This window comes from Pararhizobium sp. IMCC21322, assembly GCF_030758295.1.
Lineage (GTDB): Bacteria > Pseudomonadota > Alphaproteobacteria > Rhizobiales.
In genome coordinates, this window is the sequence record NZ_CP132335.1 from 1,357,922 (window position 1) to 1,374,903 (window position 16,982).

19 protein-coding genes are annotated in these 16,982 nt (G+C 52.2%); 11 read left to right on the forward strand and 8 right to left on the reverse strand.

Translation table 11 applies throughout. From position 1 onward, the window contains the following. Window positions 1–17 precede the first annotated feature (17 nt). The 10 genes from phoU (at window position 18) to RAL91_RS06610 (ending at window position 8,016) form a co-directional block, all read left to right on the forward strand. Complete coding sequence (gene phoU / locus RAL91_RS06565; protein WP_306260752.1) at window positions 18–740, forward strand: phosphate signaling complex protein PhoU; 723 nt, start codon at window positions 18–20, stop codon at window positions 738–740. Between the two features lie 45 nt (window positions 741–785). After that, complete coding sequence (gene phoB / locus RAL91_RS06570; RefSeq protein WP_306260754.1) at window positions 786–1,484, forward strand: phosphate regulon transcriptional regulator PhoB; 699 nt, start codon at window positions 786–788, stop codon at window positions 1,482–1,484. Window positions 1,485–1,703: 219 nt separating this feature from the next. After that, window positions 1,704–2,897, forward strand: a complete 1,194-nt coding sequence (locus RAL91_RS06575; protein WP_306260756.1) for an NAD-dependent epimerase/dehydratase family protein — start codon at window positions 1,704–1,706, stop codon at window positions 2,895–2,897. A gap of 70 nt (window positions 2,898–2,967) precedes the next feature. Next, window positions 2,968–3,654, forward strand: coding sequence for a hypothetical protein (locus RAL91_RS06580; protein WP_306260758.1), 687 nt, complete (start codon window positions 2,968–2,970; stop codon window positions 3,652–3,654). Between the two features lie 65 nt (window positions 3,655–3,719). Continuing rightward, window positions 3,720–4,070 (forward strand): hypothetical protein, encoded by a 351-nt coding sequence (locus RAL91_RS06585; protein ID WP_306260760.1) that lies wholly within the window; start codon window positions 3,720–3,722, stop codon window positions 4,068–4,070. Continuing rightward, a complete protein-coding gene (locus tag RAL91_RS06590) occupies window positions 4,064–4,705 on the forward strand; it encodes a hypothetical protein (RefSeq protein ID WP_306260762.1) in 642 nt (213 codons plus the stop codon). Before RAL91_RS06585 ends, RAL91_RS06590 begins: the two co-directional genes overlap by 7 nt. Before the next feature lie 3 nt (window positions 4,706–4,708). Beyond that, entirely contained in the window at window positions 4,709–5,155 is a 447-nt protein-coding gene (locus tag RAL91_RS06595; protein ID WP_306260764.1) for a hypothetical protein, read from the forward strand. A 33-nt stretch (window positions 5,156–5,188) separates the two neighbouring features. Next, window positions 5,189–6,532, forward strand: coding sequence for a glycosyltransferase family 2 protein (locus RAL91_RS06600; RefSeq protein WP_306260766.1), 1,344 nt, complete (start codon window positions 5,189–5,191; stop codon window positions 6,530–6,532). Between the two features lie 153 nt (window positions 6,533–6,685). Further along, a complete protein-coding gene (locus tag RAL91_RS06605) occupies window positions 6,686–6,883 on the forward strand; it encodes a hypothetical protein (RefSeq protein WP_306260768.1) in 198 nt (65 codons plus the stop codon). 317 nt (window positions 6,884–7,200) lie between these two features. Continuing rightward, window positions 7,201–8,016 carry an NAD(P)-dependent oxidoreductase gene (locus tag RAL91_RS06610; RefSeq protein ID WP_306260770.1) on the forward strand — a complete coding sequence of 272 codons (816 nt, stop codon included), beginning with the start codon at window positions 7,201–7,203 and terminating at the stop codon, window positions 8,014–8,016. A gap of 51 nt (window positions 8,017–8,067) precedes the next feature. Here the strand turns inward: RAL91_RS06610 and RAL91_RS06615 are convergent, their stop codons facing one another. The 3 genes from RAL91_RS06615 to RAL91_RS06625 all read right to left on the reverse strand — a co-directional run bounded on the left by RAL91_RS06615 (window position 8,068) and on the right by RAL91_RS06625 (window position 10,797). Further along, window positions 8,068–8,697, reverse strand: a complete 630-nt coding sequence (locus tag RAL91_RS06615) for a CoA transferase subunit B (protein ID WP_306262820.1) — start codon at window positions 8,695–8,697, stop codon at window positions 8,068–8,070. Window positions 8,698–8,705: 8 nt separating this feature from the next. Beyond that, window positions 8,706–9,401: a CoA transferase subunit A gene (locus RAL91_RS06620; protein WP_306260772.1), complete on the reverse strand. Its 696-nt coding sequence runs from the start codon at window positions 9,399–9,401 to the stop codon at window positions 8,706–8,708. A 166-nt stretch (window positions 9,402–9,567) separates the two neighbouring features. Next, entirely contained in the window at window positions 9,568–10,797 is a 1,230-nt protein-coding gene (locus RAL91_RS06625) for a YbiU family protein (RefSeq protein ID WP_306260774.1), read from the reverse strand. Between the two features lie 323 nt (window positions 10,798–11,120). Here RAL91_RS06625 and RAL91_RS06630 point away from each other — a divergent pair, with 323 nt between their 5' ends. After that, window positions 11,121–11,825 (forward strand): hypothetical protein, encoded by a 705-nt coding sequence (locus RAL91_RS06630; protein ID WP_306260776.1) that lies wholly within the window; start codon window positions 11,121–11,123, stop codon window positions 11,823–11,825. Between the two features lie 7 nt (window positions 11,826–11,832). Here RAL91_RS06630 and RAL91_RS06635 read toward each other — a convergent pair whose 3' ends face one another. Genes RAL91_RS06635 through RAL91_RS06655 form a run of 5 tightly spaced genes read right to left on the reverse strand, consistent with a single transcriptional unit; the run spans window position 11,833 to window position 16,980 of the window. Then, complete coding sequence (locus RAL91_RS06635; protein WP_306260778.1) at window positions 11,833–12,771, reverse strand: type II secretion system F family protein; 939 nt, start codon at window positions 12,769–12,771, stop codon at window positions 11,833–11,835. 7 nt (window positions 12,772–12,778) lie between these two features. Then, complete coding sequence (locus RAL91_RS06640; protein WP_306260780.1) at window positions 12,779–13,729, reverse strand: type II secretion system F family protein; 951 nt, start codon at window positions 13,727–13,729, stop codon at window positions 12,779–12,781. A gap of 4 nt (window positions 13,730–13,733) precedes the next feature. Beyond that, window positions 13,734–15,203 carry a CpaF family protein gene (locus RAL91_RS06645; RefSeq protein ID WP_306260782.1) on the reverse strand — a complete coding sequence of 490 codons (1,470 nt, stop codon included), beginning with the start codon at window positions 15,201–15,203 and terminating at the stop codon, window positions 13,734–13,736. Between the two features lie 38 nt (window positions 15,204–15,241). Further along, entirely contained in the window at window positions 15,242–15,826 is a 585-nt protein-coding gene (locus RAL91_RS06650; RefSeq protein ID WP_306260784.1) for a L,D-transpeptidase, read from the reverse strand. Continuing rightward, complete coding sequence (locus RAL91_RS06655) at window positions 15,826–16,980, reverse strand: hypothetical protein (RefSeq protein ID WP_306260785.1); 1,155 nt, start codon at window positions 16,978–16,980, stop codon at window positions 15,826–15,828. Before RAL91_RS06655 ends, RAL91_RS06650 begins: the two co-directional genes overlap by 1 nt. Between the last annotated feature and the right edge of the window lie 2 nt (window positions 16,981–16,982).

The following is a 16,982-nucleotide window of genomic DNA, read 5'->3' on the forward strand; positions in this document are numbered from 1 at the left end:
CAAGCAAGGATAGAACAATGGCTGATCATACAGTTACCGCCTATGATGAGGAACTTCAGACCCTTGCAAGGTATATCGCCGAAATGGGTGGTATCGCAGAGGGTATGATTGTGGATGCCCTGCATGCGCTTTTGCGTGCAGACGCCGTTTTGGCCCGCAAGGTGATTGCTGACGATAAGGATCTGGACAAACTTCAGCGCCAGGTCGAAGAAGATGCATTCCTGACAATTGCCAAACGCCAGCCAATGGCTTCGGATTTGCGCGAAATCATTGCAGCCCTTCGCATATCAAATGATCTGGAACGGTGTGGTGATCTGGCCAAGAATATTGCCAAGCGGGCGATTGCCATCGAAGGCATGGTTCAGCCGTCGAAGCTCATCCATGGCATCGAGCATATGGCCGAGCTTGCCCAGGCCCAGCTCACCAAGGTTCTGAACGCCTATGTGGCCGGGGATGTGGATGAGGCAGAGCTTGTCTGGCAGAATGACGATGAAATTGACGCTATGTACACTTCGTTGTTCCGCGAACTTCTGACTTATATGATGGAAGATCCGCGCAATATTTCATTTTGCACCCATCTGCTGTTCTGCGCGAAAAATGTGGAACGCATTGGTGATCATGCAACCAACATTGCGGAAACGGTTATCTACAAGGTGACCGGTGTCCAGTTGGAAGACGAGCGGCCAAAGGGCGACAACAGCGCAATTCAGGTTCCAGACCAACCCCGGCCCAAGTCCTGATACGCAAACAATGAAAATCTGTAAGCACATCATGGAGACGCAGTAATGGCAGCGCCAAACATCTTAGTGGTCGAGGATGAGGAATCCCTCAGTCTGCTTTTGCGTTATAATCTTGAAAGTGAAGGCTATCACGTAGATGTCTCTGATCGTGGTGACGAGGCAGAACTGAAACTGCGAGAAAACGTTCCTGACCTGTTGCTGCTGGACTGGATGTTGCCGGGCCTGTCGGGGATCGAGCTTTGCCGCAGGGTGAGGGCGCGGGATGAAACCCGCAATCTGCCCGTCATCATGCTGACAGCCCGGGGTGAGGAAACCGAGCGCATTCGCGGACTGTCCACTGGCGCCGACGACTATGTCGTCAAACCGTTTTCTGTGCCTGAGCTCATGGCGCGGGTGAAAGCCATGCTCCGGCGAGCCAAGCCGCAGGTGGTCTCAAGATTGCTGCAGGCAGGCGATCTGGAGATGGACCGGGAAACGCACAGGGTTCATCGCGCGACACGCGAAATTCATCTGGGACCCACCGAATTCAAACTTCTGGAATTCTTCCTGCAAAGCCCAGGACGTGTTTTCTCGCGGGAACAATTGCTGGATGGTGTTTGGGGCCATGATGTCTATGTTGACGAACGTACAGTGGATGTACATGTTGGGCGCCTCCGCAAGGCTATAAATAAGGGCCGTGCGACAGATCCAATTCGGACTGTTCGCGGTGCTGGCTATTCCCTCGACGATCAGTTCCCCGTTTGATTTAATTGAAATTTTTCTATTTTAAATAGCATTTATCAGCAATGTACATAAGTCCTTGATTTTTATTTGACGGTTTTTCTGCTTTTAAAAGCAGGATGTTGACATGTTTTTCCCAATTTTCCCTTGTCTTGGACAGAGCGCTGCCCTAATTCCTGTTTACTAAACCTTAAGTAATAAGCGGGGAATGGGGTATGACGGCTTCGCCTTCAGTATTCGTGCTTGGGGGGGGACGGATTTTGTGGGTGGCCGACGGCTCTGCATTTGTCGAACCAGGGATATGACGTAACGATTGTGGACAATTTGTCGCGGCGTAAAATTGACGTCGAGCTTGGGACACAAAGCCTGACGCCGATTGCGGATGTGGAAACCCGTTTGCGCGCCTGGAAAGATGTAACAGGCAAGGTCGTCCGGTTCGAAAACATCGACATAGCAAACGATCATGAGGCGTTGCTGGCATTGCTGATGCAGCACAAGCCGGAATCGATTGTCCATTTCGCAGAACAACGGGCCGCACCCTATTCCATGAAGGGCCCTTCGCAGAAACGCTACACCGTCAACAACAATATCCAGGCCACCCACAATCCTCTGGTTGCTGTGGTTGAGGCCGGTCTTGAGACCCACATCGTTCACTTGGGAACAATGGGTGTTTATGGCTACGACACCGCGGAAGCCTCCCTCCCTGAAGGCTATGTGACTGTTGGGATTCCCACCGATGATGGCGGAATGCACAAACGCGATATTCTCTATCCGACCAATCCGGGCAGTGTGTATCACCTGACGAAATCAATGGATCAGTTGCTGTTCCAATTTTACGCCAAGAATGACCGACTGCGCATCATCGATTTGCATCAGGGCATTGTGTGGGGCACGCAGACCAGCGAAACCCGTCTTGATGAACGTCTGATCAATCGCTTCGATTATGATGGTGACTATGGCACCGTCCTAAACCGTTTCCTCGTGCAGGCGGCCATCGGCTATCCACTCAGCGTGTATGGCACTGGCGGCCAGACACGGGCTTTCATTCATATTGAGGACACGGTGCATTGCATTGAACTTGCGGTCAAAAACCCGCCAGGTGCCGGAGAAATGGTCCGGATCAGGAACCAGATTGCGGAATACCACCGGGTCAGGGACCTTGCGGAAATCGTGGGTGAAATTACCGGTGCGGAAATTGCACGATTGGAAAACCCGCGCCTTGAAATGGCAGAAAACGAGTTGCGTGCGAGCAATGATTCATTCGTGGAACTTGGATTTGAGCCAACTCTGCTCAAGGATGGAATTCTGACCGAGACGATGGAGATTTGTCAGGCCTATCGGGACCGCTGTGACATCAACACAATTCCAAGTACGGCGGAGTGGGTGACCCGCCGGGGAGATCCTCTTCAGCTAACCGAGGATTTGTCAGCACGGTAAAATTTATAAATAAGCCTGGTGTTAACGGACATGTTTTCCCCGTCCGGGCACCGACAAGGATTTTTGTTTGATGCGTATTTTTCTGCTCCTTGCATTGGCTTTTGCGTTGATAAGCATTTCGCTTGTCGTGTCTCAGAACCCGGGGTTTTTGAGACACACCCAGCAATTGGTAAGCGGATCAAACAAGGCCACACCGGCTGCAGGCTTGACGGATAACAGTCCCGCCAAGTGGTCGGACCTGTTTGAGCACACAAGTTTTGTTGGTATGCAGGACTCTGGCTGGCAGGCATTATCCGGCTTTCCTTCTTTTGCCAAAATCATCATTCCGCTGCCACGTAAAGTAACCCTGACCGAAGGTCGTTTGCGGTTGAGCCTGTCAACACAGATGGCCGAAAGTGGCGTTGGAACCTTGCGTGTGTCTGTTAACAAAACGAGGCGCGCCGATTTGGTCCTGAAAATCGGCGAAGACAGGCGTATTCTGTTGCTGGGACTGACCCCGGAAGATTTGGGAAGGCCACGCTTGGTGGTTTCCTTGACAGTGCAGGGGGATGCTTTTTGGGCGTTTGCCCGAGCCGGCCGAGCTGCAGCGTTGTTGTCGATGTTCTGCCCGAAAGCGGCGTTGAACTGGCTCATTCTGAAGCGCTTTCAGATCCTCTGGACATCTGGCTGGCAGATGCAAAACCAGCCCGGTTTTACATGCAGGCAAGCGATGGCGCTGTCCAGCGCGCCGACAGTCTCTTGTTGGCTGCGCGTCTGAAACAGTTGCAACATAATGTTGAGTTTTTTCCGCAACCAGACGCAGAGAATGCTCCCGTCCAGATCTTGTCCGTAGATCGAAGCCAGGCTGAGGAATTGGTCTATGACAATCAAACCGGTCGGTTGACCATCAAAGATCCGAACCTCGCTGTCACCAGCTTTGCCAGCGACACGACCCTGTCTCTGGCCGATCTTTTGTCCGGACCTTTGAGCGCTCTTCCGGCAGATGAAAACACAATTTTGGATGACGGCAGCACACGCACCTTTTTCCGCAGCCATCGTTGGCGGTTGAACTATGATCTGACCGAGCGCCGCGCTGGAAGCGCGCCTTCACAAATGCGTCTGGCTTTGAAAACCAGCAACCAGCTGGAGGGTGCAGACTGGTTGGTGCAGACTGGTTGGTGCGGGTTTTGTTGAACAATAATCTGTTGACCAGCTATCAGCTGGAAACCGGGTCGGATGTCTTTGAACGAATAATTCGTCTGCCCGCAGAATTGCAGTTGCCTGACAATGAGATTGCCGTTGTTCTGCTGACGACAGATATTACAAACTCAATCTGTGATCCCGGCCTGGAAGTTGCTGCCCAGATCCTGCCGGAGACGAAATTGTCAGGTGAGGCTGTTACAAGTGCCCAAATTCCTATTCATGCGGTTAGGGCGCTGGGTGAGCCGGACCGCATTTCCATGACTGCAGAGCCTCAGCTCAGCAGCGCCCAGGCAGCCCTTGCAAGCAGCCTTGTTGCCTATGTTCTGCCTCAGGACACATTGGTTGAAACCAGTGCGCAAGAGCTTGCGGCGATACCGACCAGATTGGACATTACCGATAGAGCCGGGCTTCAGAAGAGATTGGCAGCTGTGGATCTGAGCGACACCAGCAAGCAATACTGGATCGTAACTGAAACCGATGGTGCGTCGGCCGCACAGGCACCTTATCAGATCATTCCAGTAGGAGCCGGGCAACTGACGACCAGCAGGCTTCCGATTTACGACAGCGCAGTTTTTCTGTTCATAGAAACGTCTGGGGAGGCGACTGGCGGCGCACAGGCGGACTGACATTTGGCTACCCGATTAACCGACGCCTTTTTACACAGTGACTTCTGGTCCACAGACAGCGCACCGGCTGGCCTGTCTGCGCGCGTGTCCATGTGGAGAACGCCCGGTGTCATTCTGCTGTTCTGTGCGTTGAGCTATGGAAGCCTCTTAATCATCAACGAAGTCCCTTTTCTAAACGAGAACTTCCGCAATGATGATCTCAACTTTTCTCCCTATACCGGCACGCATTCGATCCCGGTACGTGTTTTTGTTCTGTGTTTCATGGTGGCATTTTCGGTCTTTGCGGCAGGTGGTAGGCTGCAGCGCCTCCGCTTCGGGCTTTATGTCATTGCGCAATACATCGTCTATTGCGCTGTGTTTGATATTTTCAACATCATCAACCACAGCGTGTTCGGATTTCTCTACCCCCTGTCGCTCATTGAAATCATCAGCGGAGTAGTGGGTTTCTAAGTTTTTTCCAACGCTCTTTTGCGGCTTGGAAACATGCCACCAAAGCGCGAGCGGGTCTATGTCCGGCAGTCGGTCATCCGGCCAGTGTTTCTGTTTTTCCTGGTTTTTTTGACGTCGGCCATTTTGGCATCCTGGATTTCCATCGTCACACCGGAGCGCATCATGGAGTTCCGTCTGCTGGCTCTTATGGGAGGAATTGGACCAGGGGTTTTTTTGTTTTTCCCGCTGTTCTTTGTTTCGCTTTACGCCATCAACCGGCTCAAGGAGCTGGCGTTCAATCGGGTCGATTTCAGGCCGCCGCTGACCATCATCATTCCCGCCCATAATGAAGCGCATATTCTGCGTCAGACGATCGGCAACATCGACAAGGCCGTTGAGGTCTACGGCGCCCCGGTCACGATCCTGATCCTGGATAACAATTCAACCGATGCAACGCCTTTAATTGCGCGCATCGCACTGTCGTCTTGCAAGTTCGTGTCGGGGCGTGTGGTGGATGTACCAACCCCGGGAAAAGCCCACGCACTCAATCGCGGTCTGGATCTTGTTGGAACCGAGTTCTTTGTTCGCATTGATGCCGATACACAGGTGGAAGCAACCTCATTGCTGCGCGCGATGCGCCATTTCAAAGACGCTGATATGGGCGTCGTTGGCGGTTTGCCGCTGGCACCGGGCACAGGCCAGTTTGACCACGCGCGCCTGGTGGAAACACTTCTCATGCACGGTTTTTATCAGGTCGCATTGTATCCGATCCGGGCCGTGGTTGGTGTCGCTGGAATGTTCGCGGTGTATCGCACGGAATTGCCGAGGCGCCTGGGCGGATTCGCCTCTGGTATGAATGGTGAGGACACGGATATGTCTCTGGCGATCGGAGAATCCGGATATCGGGTGAAGATTGATCCAGCGGTGAAATTCGTGTCTGAAGTACCCGCCACCTTCAGGCATTTGCGTGAGCAGCGTATGCGCTGGTTTCGCTCTGTCTATCATGTGACTGCACGCAATGCGGATTATCTGGAACGCTGGTGGCCGTCTGTGCGCGGTAAACTGATGCTGCCCTTCATGCTGATCAACTCTGCCAGACGCGCCATGATGCTGCCCCTCGTGTGTTTTGGACTGATCGAATACGCCACCGCTTTCGACAGTTCCAGCGCGCTGGTCTGGCAGGCCATTCTGGCAGTGCTGATCGGAATGCCCGCTGTTATGGCTATTATTGCCTGCCTGCTTAACCGACGTATCCGAGCGCTTTTATACCTGCCGGAATATGTGCTGTTCCGCGCACTCAGATCCTACTTTACGTTGGAGTCGCTGCTCTCAATTTCGCTTTATCTGCCACAAGATCAGCCAGAAGATCAGATGAAAAAAGCATCAGAAAACCAATAGCCCACGCCTTGGTTAACACAACCTAAATAAAACCATAAGGTGTTGCATTAAATCAAAATGCAACCTTTAGCCGGTTTATCAGTTGTTATCTGTAGAAACCGATCAACGTCCGCACAGACTCGTGCGGACACGTTCAATTTGTCGGAGGCTGATATGAAATTTCCTGTGCTCGGAATGGTTTTGGCGCTGATGCTGGGACAATACGCTGTTTTGGACTTCTCATTTGGTTTGGCCCACGGCCTTGCCGCGATGGACAGCAAAACTAAGCTTGCATCTGTTGATACACACGCCTCACCTGCCGTGTTTTGCCGTCAGCCTGTAAACGCTACCTGGCAGTGCACGCAGGGTTAGCATCGAAGTAGACCGCCGGGACAAGCCAGACGGTGGCGCCCAATTTGTGAGCAACCATCACACTCAGATTGAACCCACTGTCGCCATTCTCTGATTTGCTCCGAGAATCTCCCAGGTCTCACCTCAGAGCTACCAGAGGTCAGAAATCTAGCGCATGCCTGAAACTGCTATCTATTCGAGTTGCAGTTGGCCTGTGCGCCTCTGTCATACAAACTCGCTCGGTCAGCGCTGCATCCATTTTGCCATAACTCTGCGGTAGGTTTGATGATAAGAGATCGTCAGGTGCCGAACCGACATTGAGAGAATGGGCAACTGCAGTGACACAATCAAAAATCGGATTAGCCGGCTGCGGGCGCATGGGTGAGCCGATGCTGGCCGCTTTGCGTAGCGCTGGCTTTGACGCGTTGGGATTTGATATCCGTTCGCCACAAAGCTATGGAGATTTTGCCCGAGCGGTGACAGATAACGCACGTCATTTTGCCGACCACACTGAAATTCTTGTCTCGGTCGTCCGGAATATCAACCAGACCGATGCCCTGCTGTTTGACGATCAGGCGCTCGTGAAAACTGCGACGAACCTCAATACGATCATCATTGCCTCTACCCTGTCACCGAGCTATGTGCGCGCACTGCGCGATCAGGTGCCCGCGCATATAAGCCTTATCGATGCACCCATGTCCGGAGCCGCAATTGCAGCGCAGGAGAAGCGGCTGTCCTTCATGTTGGGTGGCAGTGACGCTGACCTGCAGCCGCTGATGCCACTATTTGAAGCTATGGGAACATCATTCCATAAAATGGGCAGCTTCGGGTCTGGCATGAGCGCAAAAGTATTGAACAATCTGCTCGCGGCATCATCTACAGTCATGACCCGCCTTGTGCTGGATTGGGCTGACAAACTGGATCTTGACGAACAGAGCCTTTTACAACTCATCGACAAGAGTTCCGGTCAGAACTGGTTTGCCAGTGCGTTTGATACCATTGAATTTGCCCGCGACGGTTACGCGCAAGACAACACAATTGAAATTTTGGAAAAAGATGTTTTCAGCGCACTGGATGCAGCACCGCAAGGTGTCGACACAGCATTGCCGGAAGCCGTGATAGCCGCAATTCGAAAACTGGAACCACGCAACTGAACTGCAAAACAGGCGTCGGGATCAAAAGGAACCCGACGCGAATATCAGGTTCTAGCCAACAATGGCAGCTTCGGTTTTGTCCCGAACATCCTGCTCAGAAACACCTTCGGCCAATTCGACAATTTTCAAGCCGCCCTCAACGACATCAAACACACCAAAATTGGTGATGATGCGGTCAACCACTGCCTGACCCGTCAGAGGAAGTGTACATTCTTTCAGGAGCTTGGTTTCGCCCTTCTTGTTGGTGTGGTCCATGACGACGATCACCCGTTTCACACCGGCAACAAGGTCCATGGCGCCGCCCATGCCTTTCACCAGCTTGCCGGGTATCATCCAGTTGGCCAGATCACCATTTTCCGCAACTTCCATGGCTCCGAGAATGGCCATGTCAATTTTGCCGCCCCGGATCATGCCGAAGCTGTCCGCTGAAGAAAAATAGCTGGTCCGATCCAACTGCGTGATCGTCTGTTTACCCGCATTGATCAGATCCGGATCAAGGTTTTCCTCGGTTGGAAACGGGCCCATGCCAAGCATGCCGTTTTCCGACTGCAGCGTGACATCCACACCGTCCGGAATGTAGTTTGAAACCAGAGTAGGAATGCCAATACCCAGATTGACATACATGCCGTCTTCCAGCTCGCGAGCCGCGCAGGCAGCCATTTGATTGCGATCCCACATAATTGCTCTCCTTAAGCCGCGCGTACGGTTTTCTGTTCAATCCGTTTTTCATGTTGGCCGACAATCAGACGGTTCACGAAAATACCGGGCGTATGGATCATATCCGGGTCGAGGCTGCCAACCGGCACAATCTCTTCAACTTCGGCAATGCAGACCTTACCGCAGGTCGCCGCATTCGGATTGAAGTTGCGGGCCGTTTTTCGATAAATCAGATTGCCCTGGGCATCACCCTTCCAGGCTTTGACGATGGAGATGTCCGCTACAATTCCGCGTTCCAGAATATAGGTTTGGCCGTCAAAATCCTTGTGGTCTTTGCCTTCGGCAATCACCGTGCCAACACCGGTTTTTGTATAGAAACCCGGGATGCCGGCACCACCGGCGCGCATGCGCTCAGCCAGTGTTCCCTGTGGATTGAATTCAAGTTCCAATTCGCCGGACAAATATTGCTGCATGAAGGTGTCATTTTCACCCACATAGGACGAGATCATTTTTTTGACCTGGCGCGTTTGCAACAGCAAACCAAGGCCGAAATCATCGACACCGGCATTGTTGGAGGCAACTGTCAGATCTTTGACACCGGCTTCACGAATGGCGGCGATCAGTAATTCCGGAATGCCGCAAAGACCGAAACCTCCTGCCGCAATAAACATGCCGTCGGACAGAAGCCCATCCAGGGCCTCTTCCGCTGAATTGAAAACTTTTTGCATTATCTGCTCCCGATTGAATGCCGCATTGCAGCAAGAGATACAAAAGTGTTGCTACACGAGAAGCTCCGTTTTCGCAAAGCCAATTGAACGGAATTTGTTCCGGATTGAGTAAATGTTTGAAAATCTGCCAGTCAGTCAGACCTCAGCACGCATGGAAAGCAAATCATCACAGGCCCATCTGGCGTCGTCCAAGCTCGGTCAGATCATCAATCGTAGCGCGCCCCTTGAAATCAACTTCATAATCTTCTGCGGCAAAATCCGGAGCGCTTTTACCGGCCATGAAATGTACAGCCTGTCGGCGCGCATAGGCTTCGTTTTTCGCACATTTAGGCGATGCGCCAATGTAGATCACATTGGCAAAATCGGTGCCCGTATGGGCGTTCGCGACAGAATGGATCAGATCGGGATGCCACCAGACCGTATCGCCGGGTTCTACGACCGGAATGGAAACCAGCCCTCCAAGAATATCCGCATGCCATTGTGGGTCGGCAGAGAGCGCCCGGCCCGGCGTTGCACCACACAAATCATCCTCCGGCACATCATCCTGCAGCGCTCGCAGCAGAAAGTAGGCAATGCCTCTGGCTGATGGGATCAGGCTGAGCGTACCGTCGCCCGGACCCTGACTTGTCAAACCTGTCCAACCTTGAAAAGTACGGAACATGGAGCACACTGAGGGGGAAGAAAACTCGCGTGTCTGTGTTCTGAACGTTGCTTTCCAAGGATCATAATCCTGCCAGGAGCCTTCAAACACTGGTCCGTAAATACGCTGATAAGCAGGGTCCACCCATCGTTCATATGAGCCTGAATCCATGTGTGGAGACAGGCCAAGGGTTGTATCACCCGGGCGGCGACGACGCGTTCGGTCAGCATAGGCGTAATCCTGATCAGGATTGAATTCCTGGCCCATTGGTCCACTGACATCCCACAGGCGATTGAGAAACTGTTTTGTTCTGGCCATGCTTTCCGCTTGCCGCGCCATGACTTGCGGCTTTGACCAATAAAGTCCAAAAATTTGCGGAGAGCCCGCATCCAGTGCACTGAAATAACTGTCCAGCCCCGCCTTTTCCTTGGCCTTGGTCACATAATCATTGTCTTCGATATAAGCGCCCAGTTCAGCATTCCAGTCTTCTGCCTGCTGGCGCGGAAAAACGCCGCGGATAATGGCGGCGCCACTTTGGCGAATGTCGTGCCGCAGCGTGTCAGAAACTTTGCCATCACGGATATGATCATAGCTCAGTTCAGGAATTGTGGATTGCCCGCTTGCGGCTCGCTTGCTGATCGCATCCACATCCCGGCAGACATGATTCCGAACATCCTGAAAAGCAGTTGTCACATCCTGTAGCGACCTCAGCCGTTGTTTGGTCGTCCTGACATAAGCTCTGATCTCTTCGTCCATACACGCCTCCCGATAGATTCTCAGTTTATTTTCGATGATTGAAGCACGCTCTTGGCAAAGCTTCAATCCGTTGCTGGCGTGCGATATTGATCGACCTTGCCGATTTGAATCCAGCCAAATTTCGGAATTTGTGGCAAAATTCATTTGCCCATTCCGTCTATGGAAAAAGAAGCCGGATTAACTATGGTTTCACAAATGTTAACAAGCACAATCAGAATTGGCGTAATTGTACCGCCATGTCATATTCAGTTCCATCGTCCGAATTTTTACTAGATTATCGGCGCATTCTGTTTTCACGGAGGAGCCTGCGAACCTGGGTCAGCTTGATTCCAAGTTCACCACAGGCATTGAAAATTCTGATTGGCCTATTGGTCATAGACCTTCTGTTCATTGGAATTTTTGTCTTCTATGGCGTTCAGCAGGTGGTCAGCGAGAACCCCGAAAAATTCCCGCAAATGTGGAGCCTTGCCGCAGATTACAGCATTCCGGAATTTTTTGGCTACGCAAAGTTAGCTCTGGTTGCTGCGTTCTTGTTCATTACGTTCAAACGGACCGGGCAGCCTGTCTGGTGGAGTTGGGCAGCCGTTTTTACCTTGCTGTTGGCCGATGACATGTTGCAGTTGCACGAATATGGCGGCGAGTGGGTCGCTGCGTTTTTGCCCTTCCATTCCATTAGCGGTATCGAGGCGCATCACATTGGTGAACTGTCGATTTATGCACTGCTTGGCGTAGCAGGCATCGCTCTTCTGATCATTGGCGCGCAGCGCACAGCTGCAGATGTTGTTGCTGGAAGCGGGTTTTTCCTGCTTGTCGTTTTGGGCCTTGTGGTATGCGGCGTTGGAATAGATCTGGTGTCTTCGGCAAGTTATTTTCAGGACACGGATGCTGGCACGGCGGTTTCAAAAGCACTCTACGGAGTATTGATAATTGCCGAAGATGGTGGCGAATCCATTTTCATGACGCTTGGCTGTGTAGGCGCATACGCTGTTTGGTTGAACAATGGAACGCAAAGTCTATCGGTAGAATAGAGAGCCGTCAGGTACCAAGGCTCTGCAACACACCCAAAACTTTCATGATGATTGGTACAGCAACAATCAGAATACTGATCGGAAACAGAAACAGGGCCAGCGGAAACAGCATTTTAAGCGGTAGAGCGTTGGCCTTTTCTTCGGCCGAGATCATACGCTTTTCACGCATTTCCTGACTGAACACACGCAAGGCTTTTGTGACGCTGGCACCTAATTCTTCGGATTGCCGGAACAAAATCGAAAGCGATTTGGCTTCGTCGATGCCCAGACGGTCTGCCAGATTTGACAAAGCATCCCGTAAGCGTCTGCCGCCCCGCACTTCCAGCATCATCATGGCCAGATGAAGCCCGAAATTCTTGCTGCTGGATTTGAGAAATTCCTTTGAAACCCGGTCAACCGCCGCCTCGACGCTTAGTCCGGCATCGACGCAGACAATCAGCGTATCCATGAAATCAGGAAACAAACGCCGGTAATCGGTCTCGCGGGAGTCGCCAATTTTTTCCAGCACTATATTACAGATGACAAAGACCAGTGCCCCGAAAATGAGAGCAACCAGCAACAACGAGGATTGCGGCAACTCTGGAGCAAAAAACGGAACACCAAACATGATCAGGCTGCAACCCATCAGGGACAAAGCCACTCTTATGAGATGGTAGGTCCGCGTAGCGCCGGAGTGGAAGTATCCCGCTCGAACCAACCGGTTGTTGACCGAGTTCGGGTCCTTGTCAGCGCGAACAACCGAGTAGTAATTCTTGACAAGCGTGGCTTCGCTTATGCTGAGGCCGCGGATATCCTGAGGCACCTCAATGTCATCTTCCTTTTTCTCTTCTGTCTCGGCGTCAAACCGTGTGGTGATCTGGTGACGGGAGTTGAAAAAGCCGATGAAGACCGCCGCGACAATGAGGACGGAGACAAAGGTTGCAAGAAGAATGAGGTTTTCAGACATGGGGTGCTCAATAGTCAAAATTGATGATTTTGCGGATGACGAGCATTCCCACGGTCAGCAAAACGCCCGACACCACAAGAAAATGTGTTCCGTATCCACTTTCCCACAATGGTGTAAAATAATCTGCATTCAACAATCGTATAATGCCATACAGGAAGAACGGAAAACCGAGCATGAACCATGCGGTCATGCGGCCTTCTGCGGATATTGCCTTGATCTTCGATTTCATCATCACGCGCTTGCGGATCATATCAGCAAGGTTGGTCAGAATTTCACCCAGATTACCTCCGGAGCCTTTCTGCACGCTGAGTGAGATGGCCAGCAGATTAAGCTCTTCAGCCCCGACTCTGGCCGCCATATTGCGGATTCCGACATCAACATCGACGCCATAGGTCAGTTCATCGGACAGGATTCCGAATTCGGATCCGATTGGATCCTTCGTTTCCCTTGCAACAAGCGATATGGAGATCGGCAGCGGGTGTCCTGCGGACAAACTTCTGATAATGATGTCAATGGCTTCAGGAAGTTGCGCGGTGAACTTCTTCACCCTGCTGGCTTTGGCCCGGAATACAAAAGCCAGCGCCACAGCCGCTGCGAGCATGGCTGCAATGGCGATCCCAAGCAGTCCGCCATATCCCAGATATGCCAGTCCGAGATAGCAGAAGGCCGCAACCAGTCCCAAATAGGACGTGATACGGGTGAAACTAAGCCGCAGTCCGGATTGTATGTACAGCTTGTTCAGATAATTGCTGAACGATTGTTGGTCTTCCGCGTCAATGCCGCGTTCCTTCAGCAGATTCCGATACACAGCATTGCGATCAGCATCCTGCTCAATCAGACTGAGACGGTGGTTCATATAGCTGCGCCGTTGAAGCCGATTGCGAACGGTGCGCAAAATCGTGTCCGTGGCAACCAGCACGCAGACAAAAACAGCGAAATAGACCAGATATATCGACATGCGCCTACATCAGCTCCCGGCTCGGGTCAAACAGGTCTTCTGGAACCGAAAGTCCTATTTCGGCTATCTCTTCAAGAAAGCGGGGTCGGATTCCGGTGGCGTAATACATACCTTTCACCTTGCCATTATCATCAAGGCCCTGCTTCTTGTAAGCCATGATTTCCTGCATCTGGATCACATCATTTTCCATGCCGGTGACCTCGGCAATCGAGGTCAGTTTACGTGATCCATCATGCATACGCTCGACCTGAACAACCAAGTCAATTGCGGAGGCAATCTGCTGGCGAACGCTTTTGATTGTCATCGGCATTCCGGCCATGCCGACCATTTGCTCAAGGCGTGAAATAGAGTCGCGCGGCGTGTTGGCGTGAACCGTACACATGGAGCCCTCGTGGCCCGTATTCATGGCCTGAAGCATGTCAAAGGCTTCTTCACTGCGCACCTCACCGACAATGATCCGGTCCGGGCGCATGCGAAGCGCGTTTTTCAGCAATTCGCGCTGACGAACCTCATTGCGCCCGTCAAGCGTGGCAGGTTTTGTTTCCAGTCGGCACACATGCACCTGTTGCAATTGCAATTCGGCAGCATCTTCAATGGTCAACAGCCGCTCTGAGTTTGATATCTGCGAAGACAGCGCGTTCAGCATGGTCGTTTTACCGGAGCCTGTACCGCCGGAAATGATAATGGATTTCCGCCCTTTTACCGCAGCAGACAGCAAGACGCGCATCGCGTCGGCCATGGATCCGCTGTCAACCAGTCTTTCCAGCGTGTAAGGCCGCCGAGAAAATTTGCGAATTGACACCATGGGGCCATCAACCGCAACTGGCCGGACGGCCACATTTACGCGAGACCCATCAGGAAGGCGGGCATCAACCAGCGGCGAGGATTCATCAACCCGCCGTCCGACAGCCGAGACAATCTTGTTGACGATCCGCATCAGGTGGTCTTCGTCCTTGAAGCGTATATCCGTCAATTCAAGCTGGCCATAGCGCTCGATGAAAACCTGTTCGTGACTATTGACCAGAATGTCAGCAATCGTATCATCCTTCAAAAGCGGTTCCAGCGGGCCAAGGCCGAGCATCTCATTGGTCGTATCCAGAATAAGCGCATCCAATTCAGGCGCGCTGAGCGGGAACTGGTTCTTTTTGATGAAGTCCCGGACCAATGGCCGGATTTCATCAACCAACTCTTCCGTATACATTGTGTCCAGGACACTGAGATTGATCTCGTCCAGAAGATAGCGATGCAATGCAACACGCATCGCAACCATGTTTTGCTGATCTTCATCAATGCCGGGATCGGGCGCTTCAGGCGCAGGAGCATCTTGTTTCGGTTTCTGGACTGAAGGGGCCTTGTGCGAAGCTCTCTTGGCCTCACTACGCGCATCCTCTCCCCGCGCGCCATCAAGCGGGTTTTCAATTGTCTCTACTGATTTTGCGGGGCTGAAAAACCGTCCCAGAACGCTTTCGTTCATAATAGACTCCTCTCGACAGCACCAATTATTCCCCGCAATCAGTTGCGGACAATCACTTTGGTTCCGGTCGGGATGTTGGCGTACAAATCCAGGACATCAGAGTTGCTGAGCCGGAAGCATCCGGATGTCACACCACCACCGACGGAACTGGCATCATTTGTGCCATGGATTCGGTAAAGGGTGTCTTTACCATTCTGAAATAGATAGAGCGCGCGTGCGCCAAGCGGATTGTGTGGCCCTGGAACCACCGTTTCTGGCAGACCGGGTTGCCTTGCACGCATCTCTGCCGGGGGGCGCCAGGTCGGCCATTCCGCTTTGCGGCCAACCACTGCTGTTCCGGTCCAGGTAAAACCTTCCCGTCCGATGCCTATTTTGTAGCGGACGACCGTTTTACGATCCTGCACCACATCCAGCGTTCTGGCCGAATTGGATATGATGATCGTACCGGATATCTCTCCCGTTTGAAGCTGCATACGTACTTTGGTAGCCGGACCATGTGTGCGCGGAATTTTGTTGGAGGCACCTTCAACCGGATTTGGCGAAAGGCTCAACAACCCAAGGGCCAGCGTCAGGCAGGCCAGAATATACGCAAAATTCTTCAACAGTTTCGACGTGTGTATCATCACCTGACCTCTTCAATAATGGAGTCTGTCATTTCCTGAACGCGGGAGCAGAAAGTAGAGCGCTGATTGACTTCGCTGGGAAGAATCCCGCGGTTCAAAGCTTCCATCATAATCTGTTGCTCGTCCGGTATGATGGTCAGGATGGATGAATCAAACAGCTTCGTAAGTTCCTTTTTGCCAAACTGGGATCCAAAAAAACCGGTCTTGATACGGTTGGTAACGACGCGGATCCCTGCCTCGCTGTTGCGAAGGGCGGTGATCTGTTTCAGCTTTTGTTTGGCCCGTTGCAGGGAGGGCAGAGAAGGGCCGGAAACAATCGTCACCGTGTCAACGGCAGACAGGATCGTGGGCTGCCAGCGCGTCATGTAGGAGGAAAGGTCAAGGACAGTGTGATCATGCCGGTAACTGACGAGGTCGAGCATTTTGAGAACCAGTTCGGAAGCCAGTTCCGAATAGGTCAATTGTGGGCTTTCAAAAGAGAATAATGTGAAGCCGGATTCATGTGTCTTTTTGATCACGTCGATGAATTCCAGATCAACGCGTTCTGATTTCCCGATCACGCTTTCAAGTTTGAACGCATTTTCAACATTCAGATAGGCCCCGACATCTGCTTTTGAAAAATCCAGATCAAAAAGGGCACCGGTCGTATGTGACCGCTTTCGACGGCGGCTGAGGTAATGGGCCATCATGATGGCAACACTCGTGCCACCTGATCCCCCGCCACACGAAACAACCGCATGGACTTTATTGCCGCCTGACTTCTGACGCTGCGTGATGGCGCTGACAGTGTCGATCAGTGCACGCTGTTTCAATGGTTTGGAAAGCCAGTCTGCGCCCTCCAGCTTGATGAGTTGACGAATGCGCTCCTGGTTCAGCTCATCAGAGATAAATAAGACAGACAATTTGCCAAGACTGCTGCGCATTTTTAGAAATGCGGGATCATCAAGCGCGGATCCGTCACCCACATCCAGGATCGCAATGTCGAATCCTTCGGGATCGACGCGCCCGTTTTCCCCCAACTCCTGCAGGGTGCATTTTGTCAGCTCATAGGACGACAATGACGAAAAGACACTTTCCATCATCTTGTTGGACTGCTCATCCTGAGAATACATCAGAACGTGCGAGCGTCCGATTACGGCAGGGACCGAACTCATAG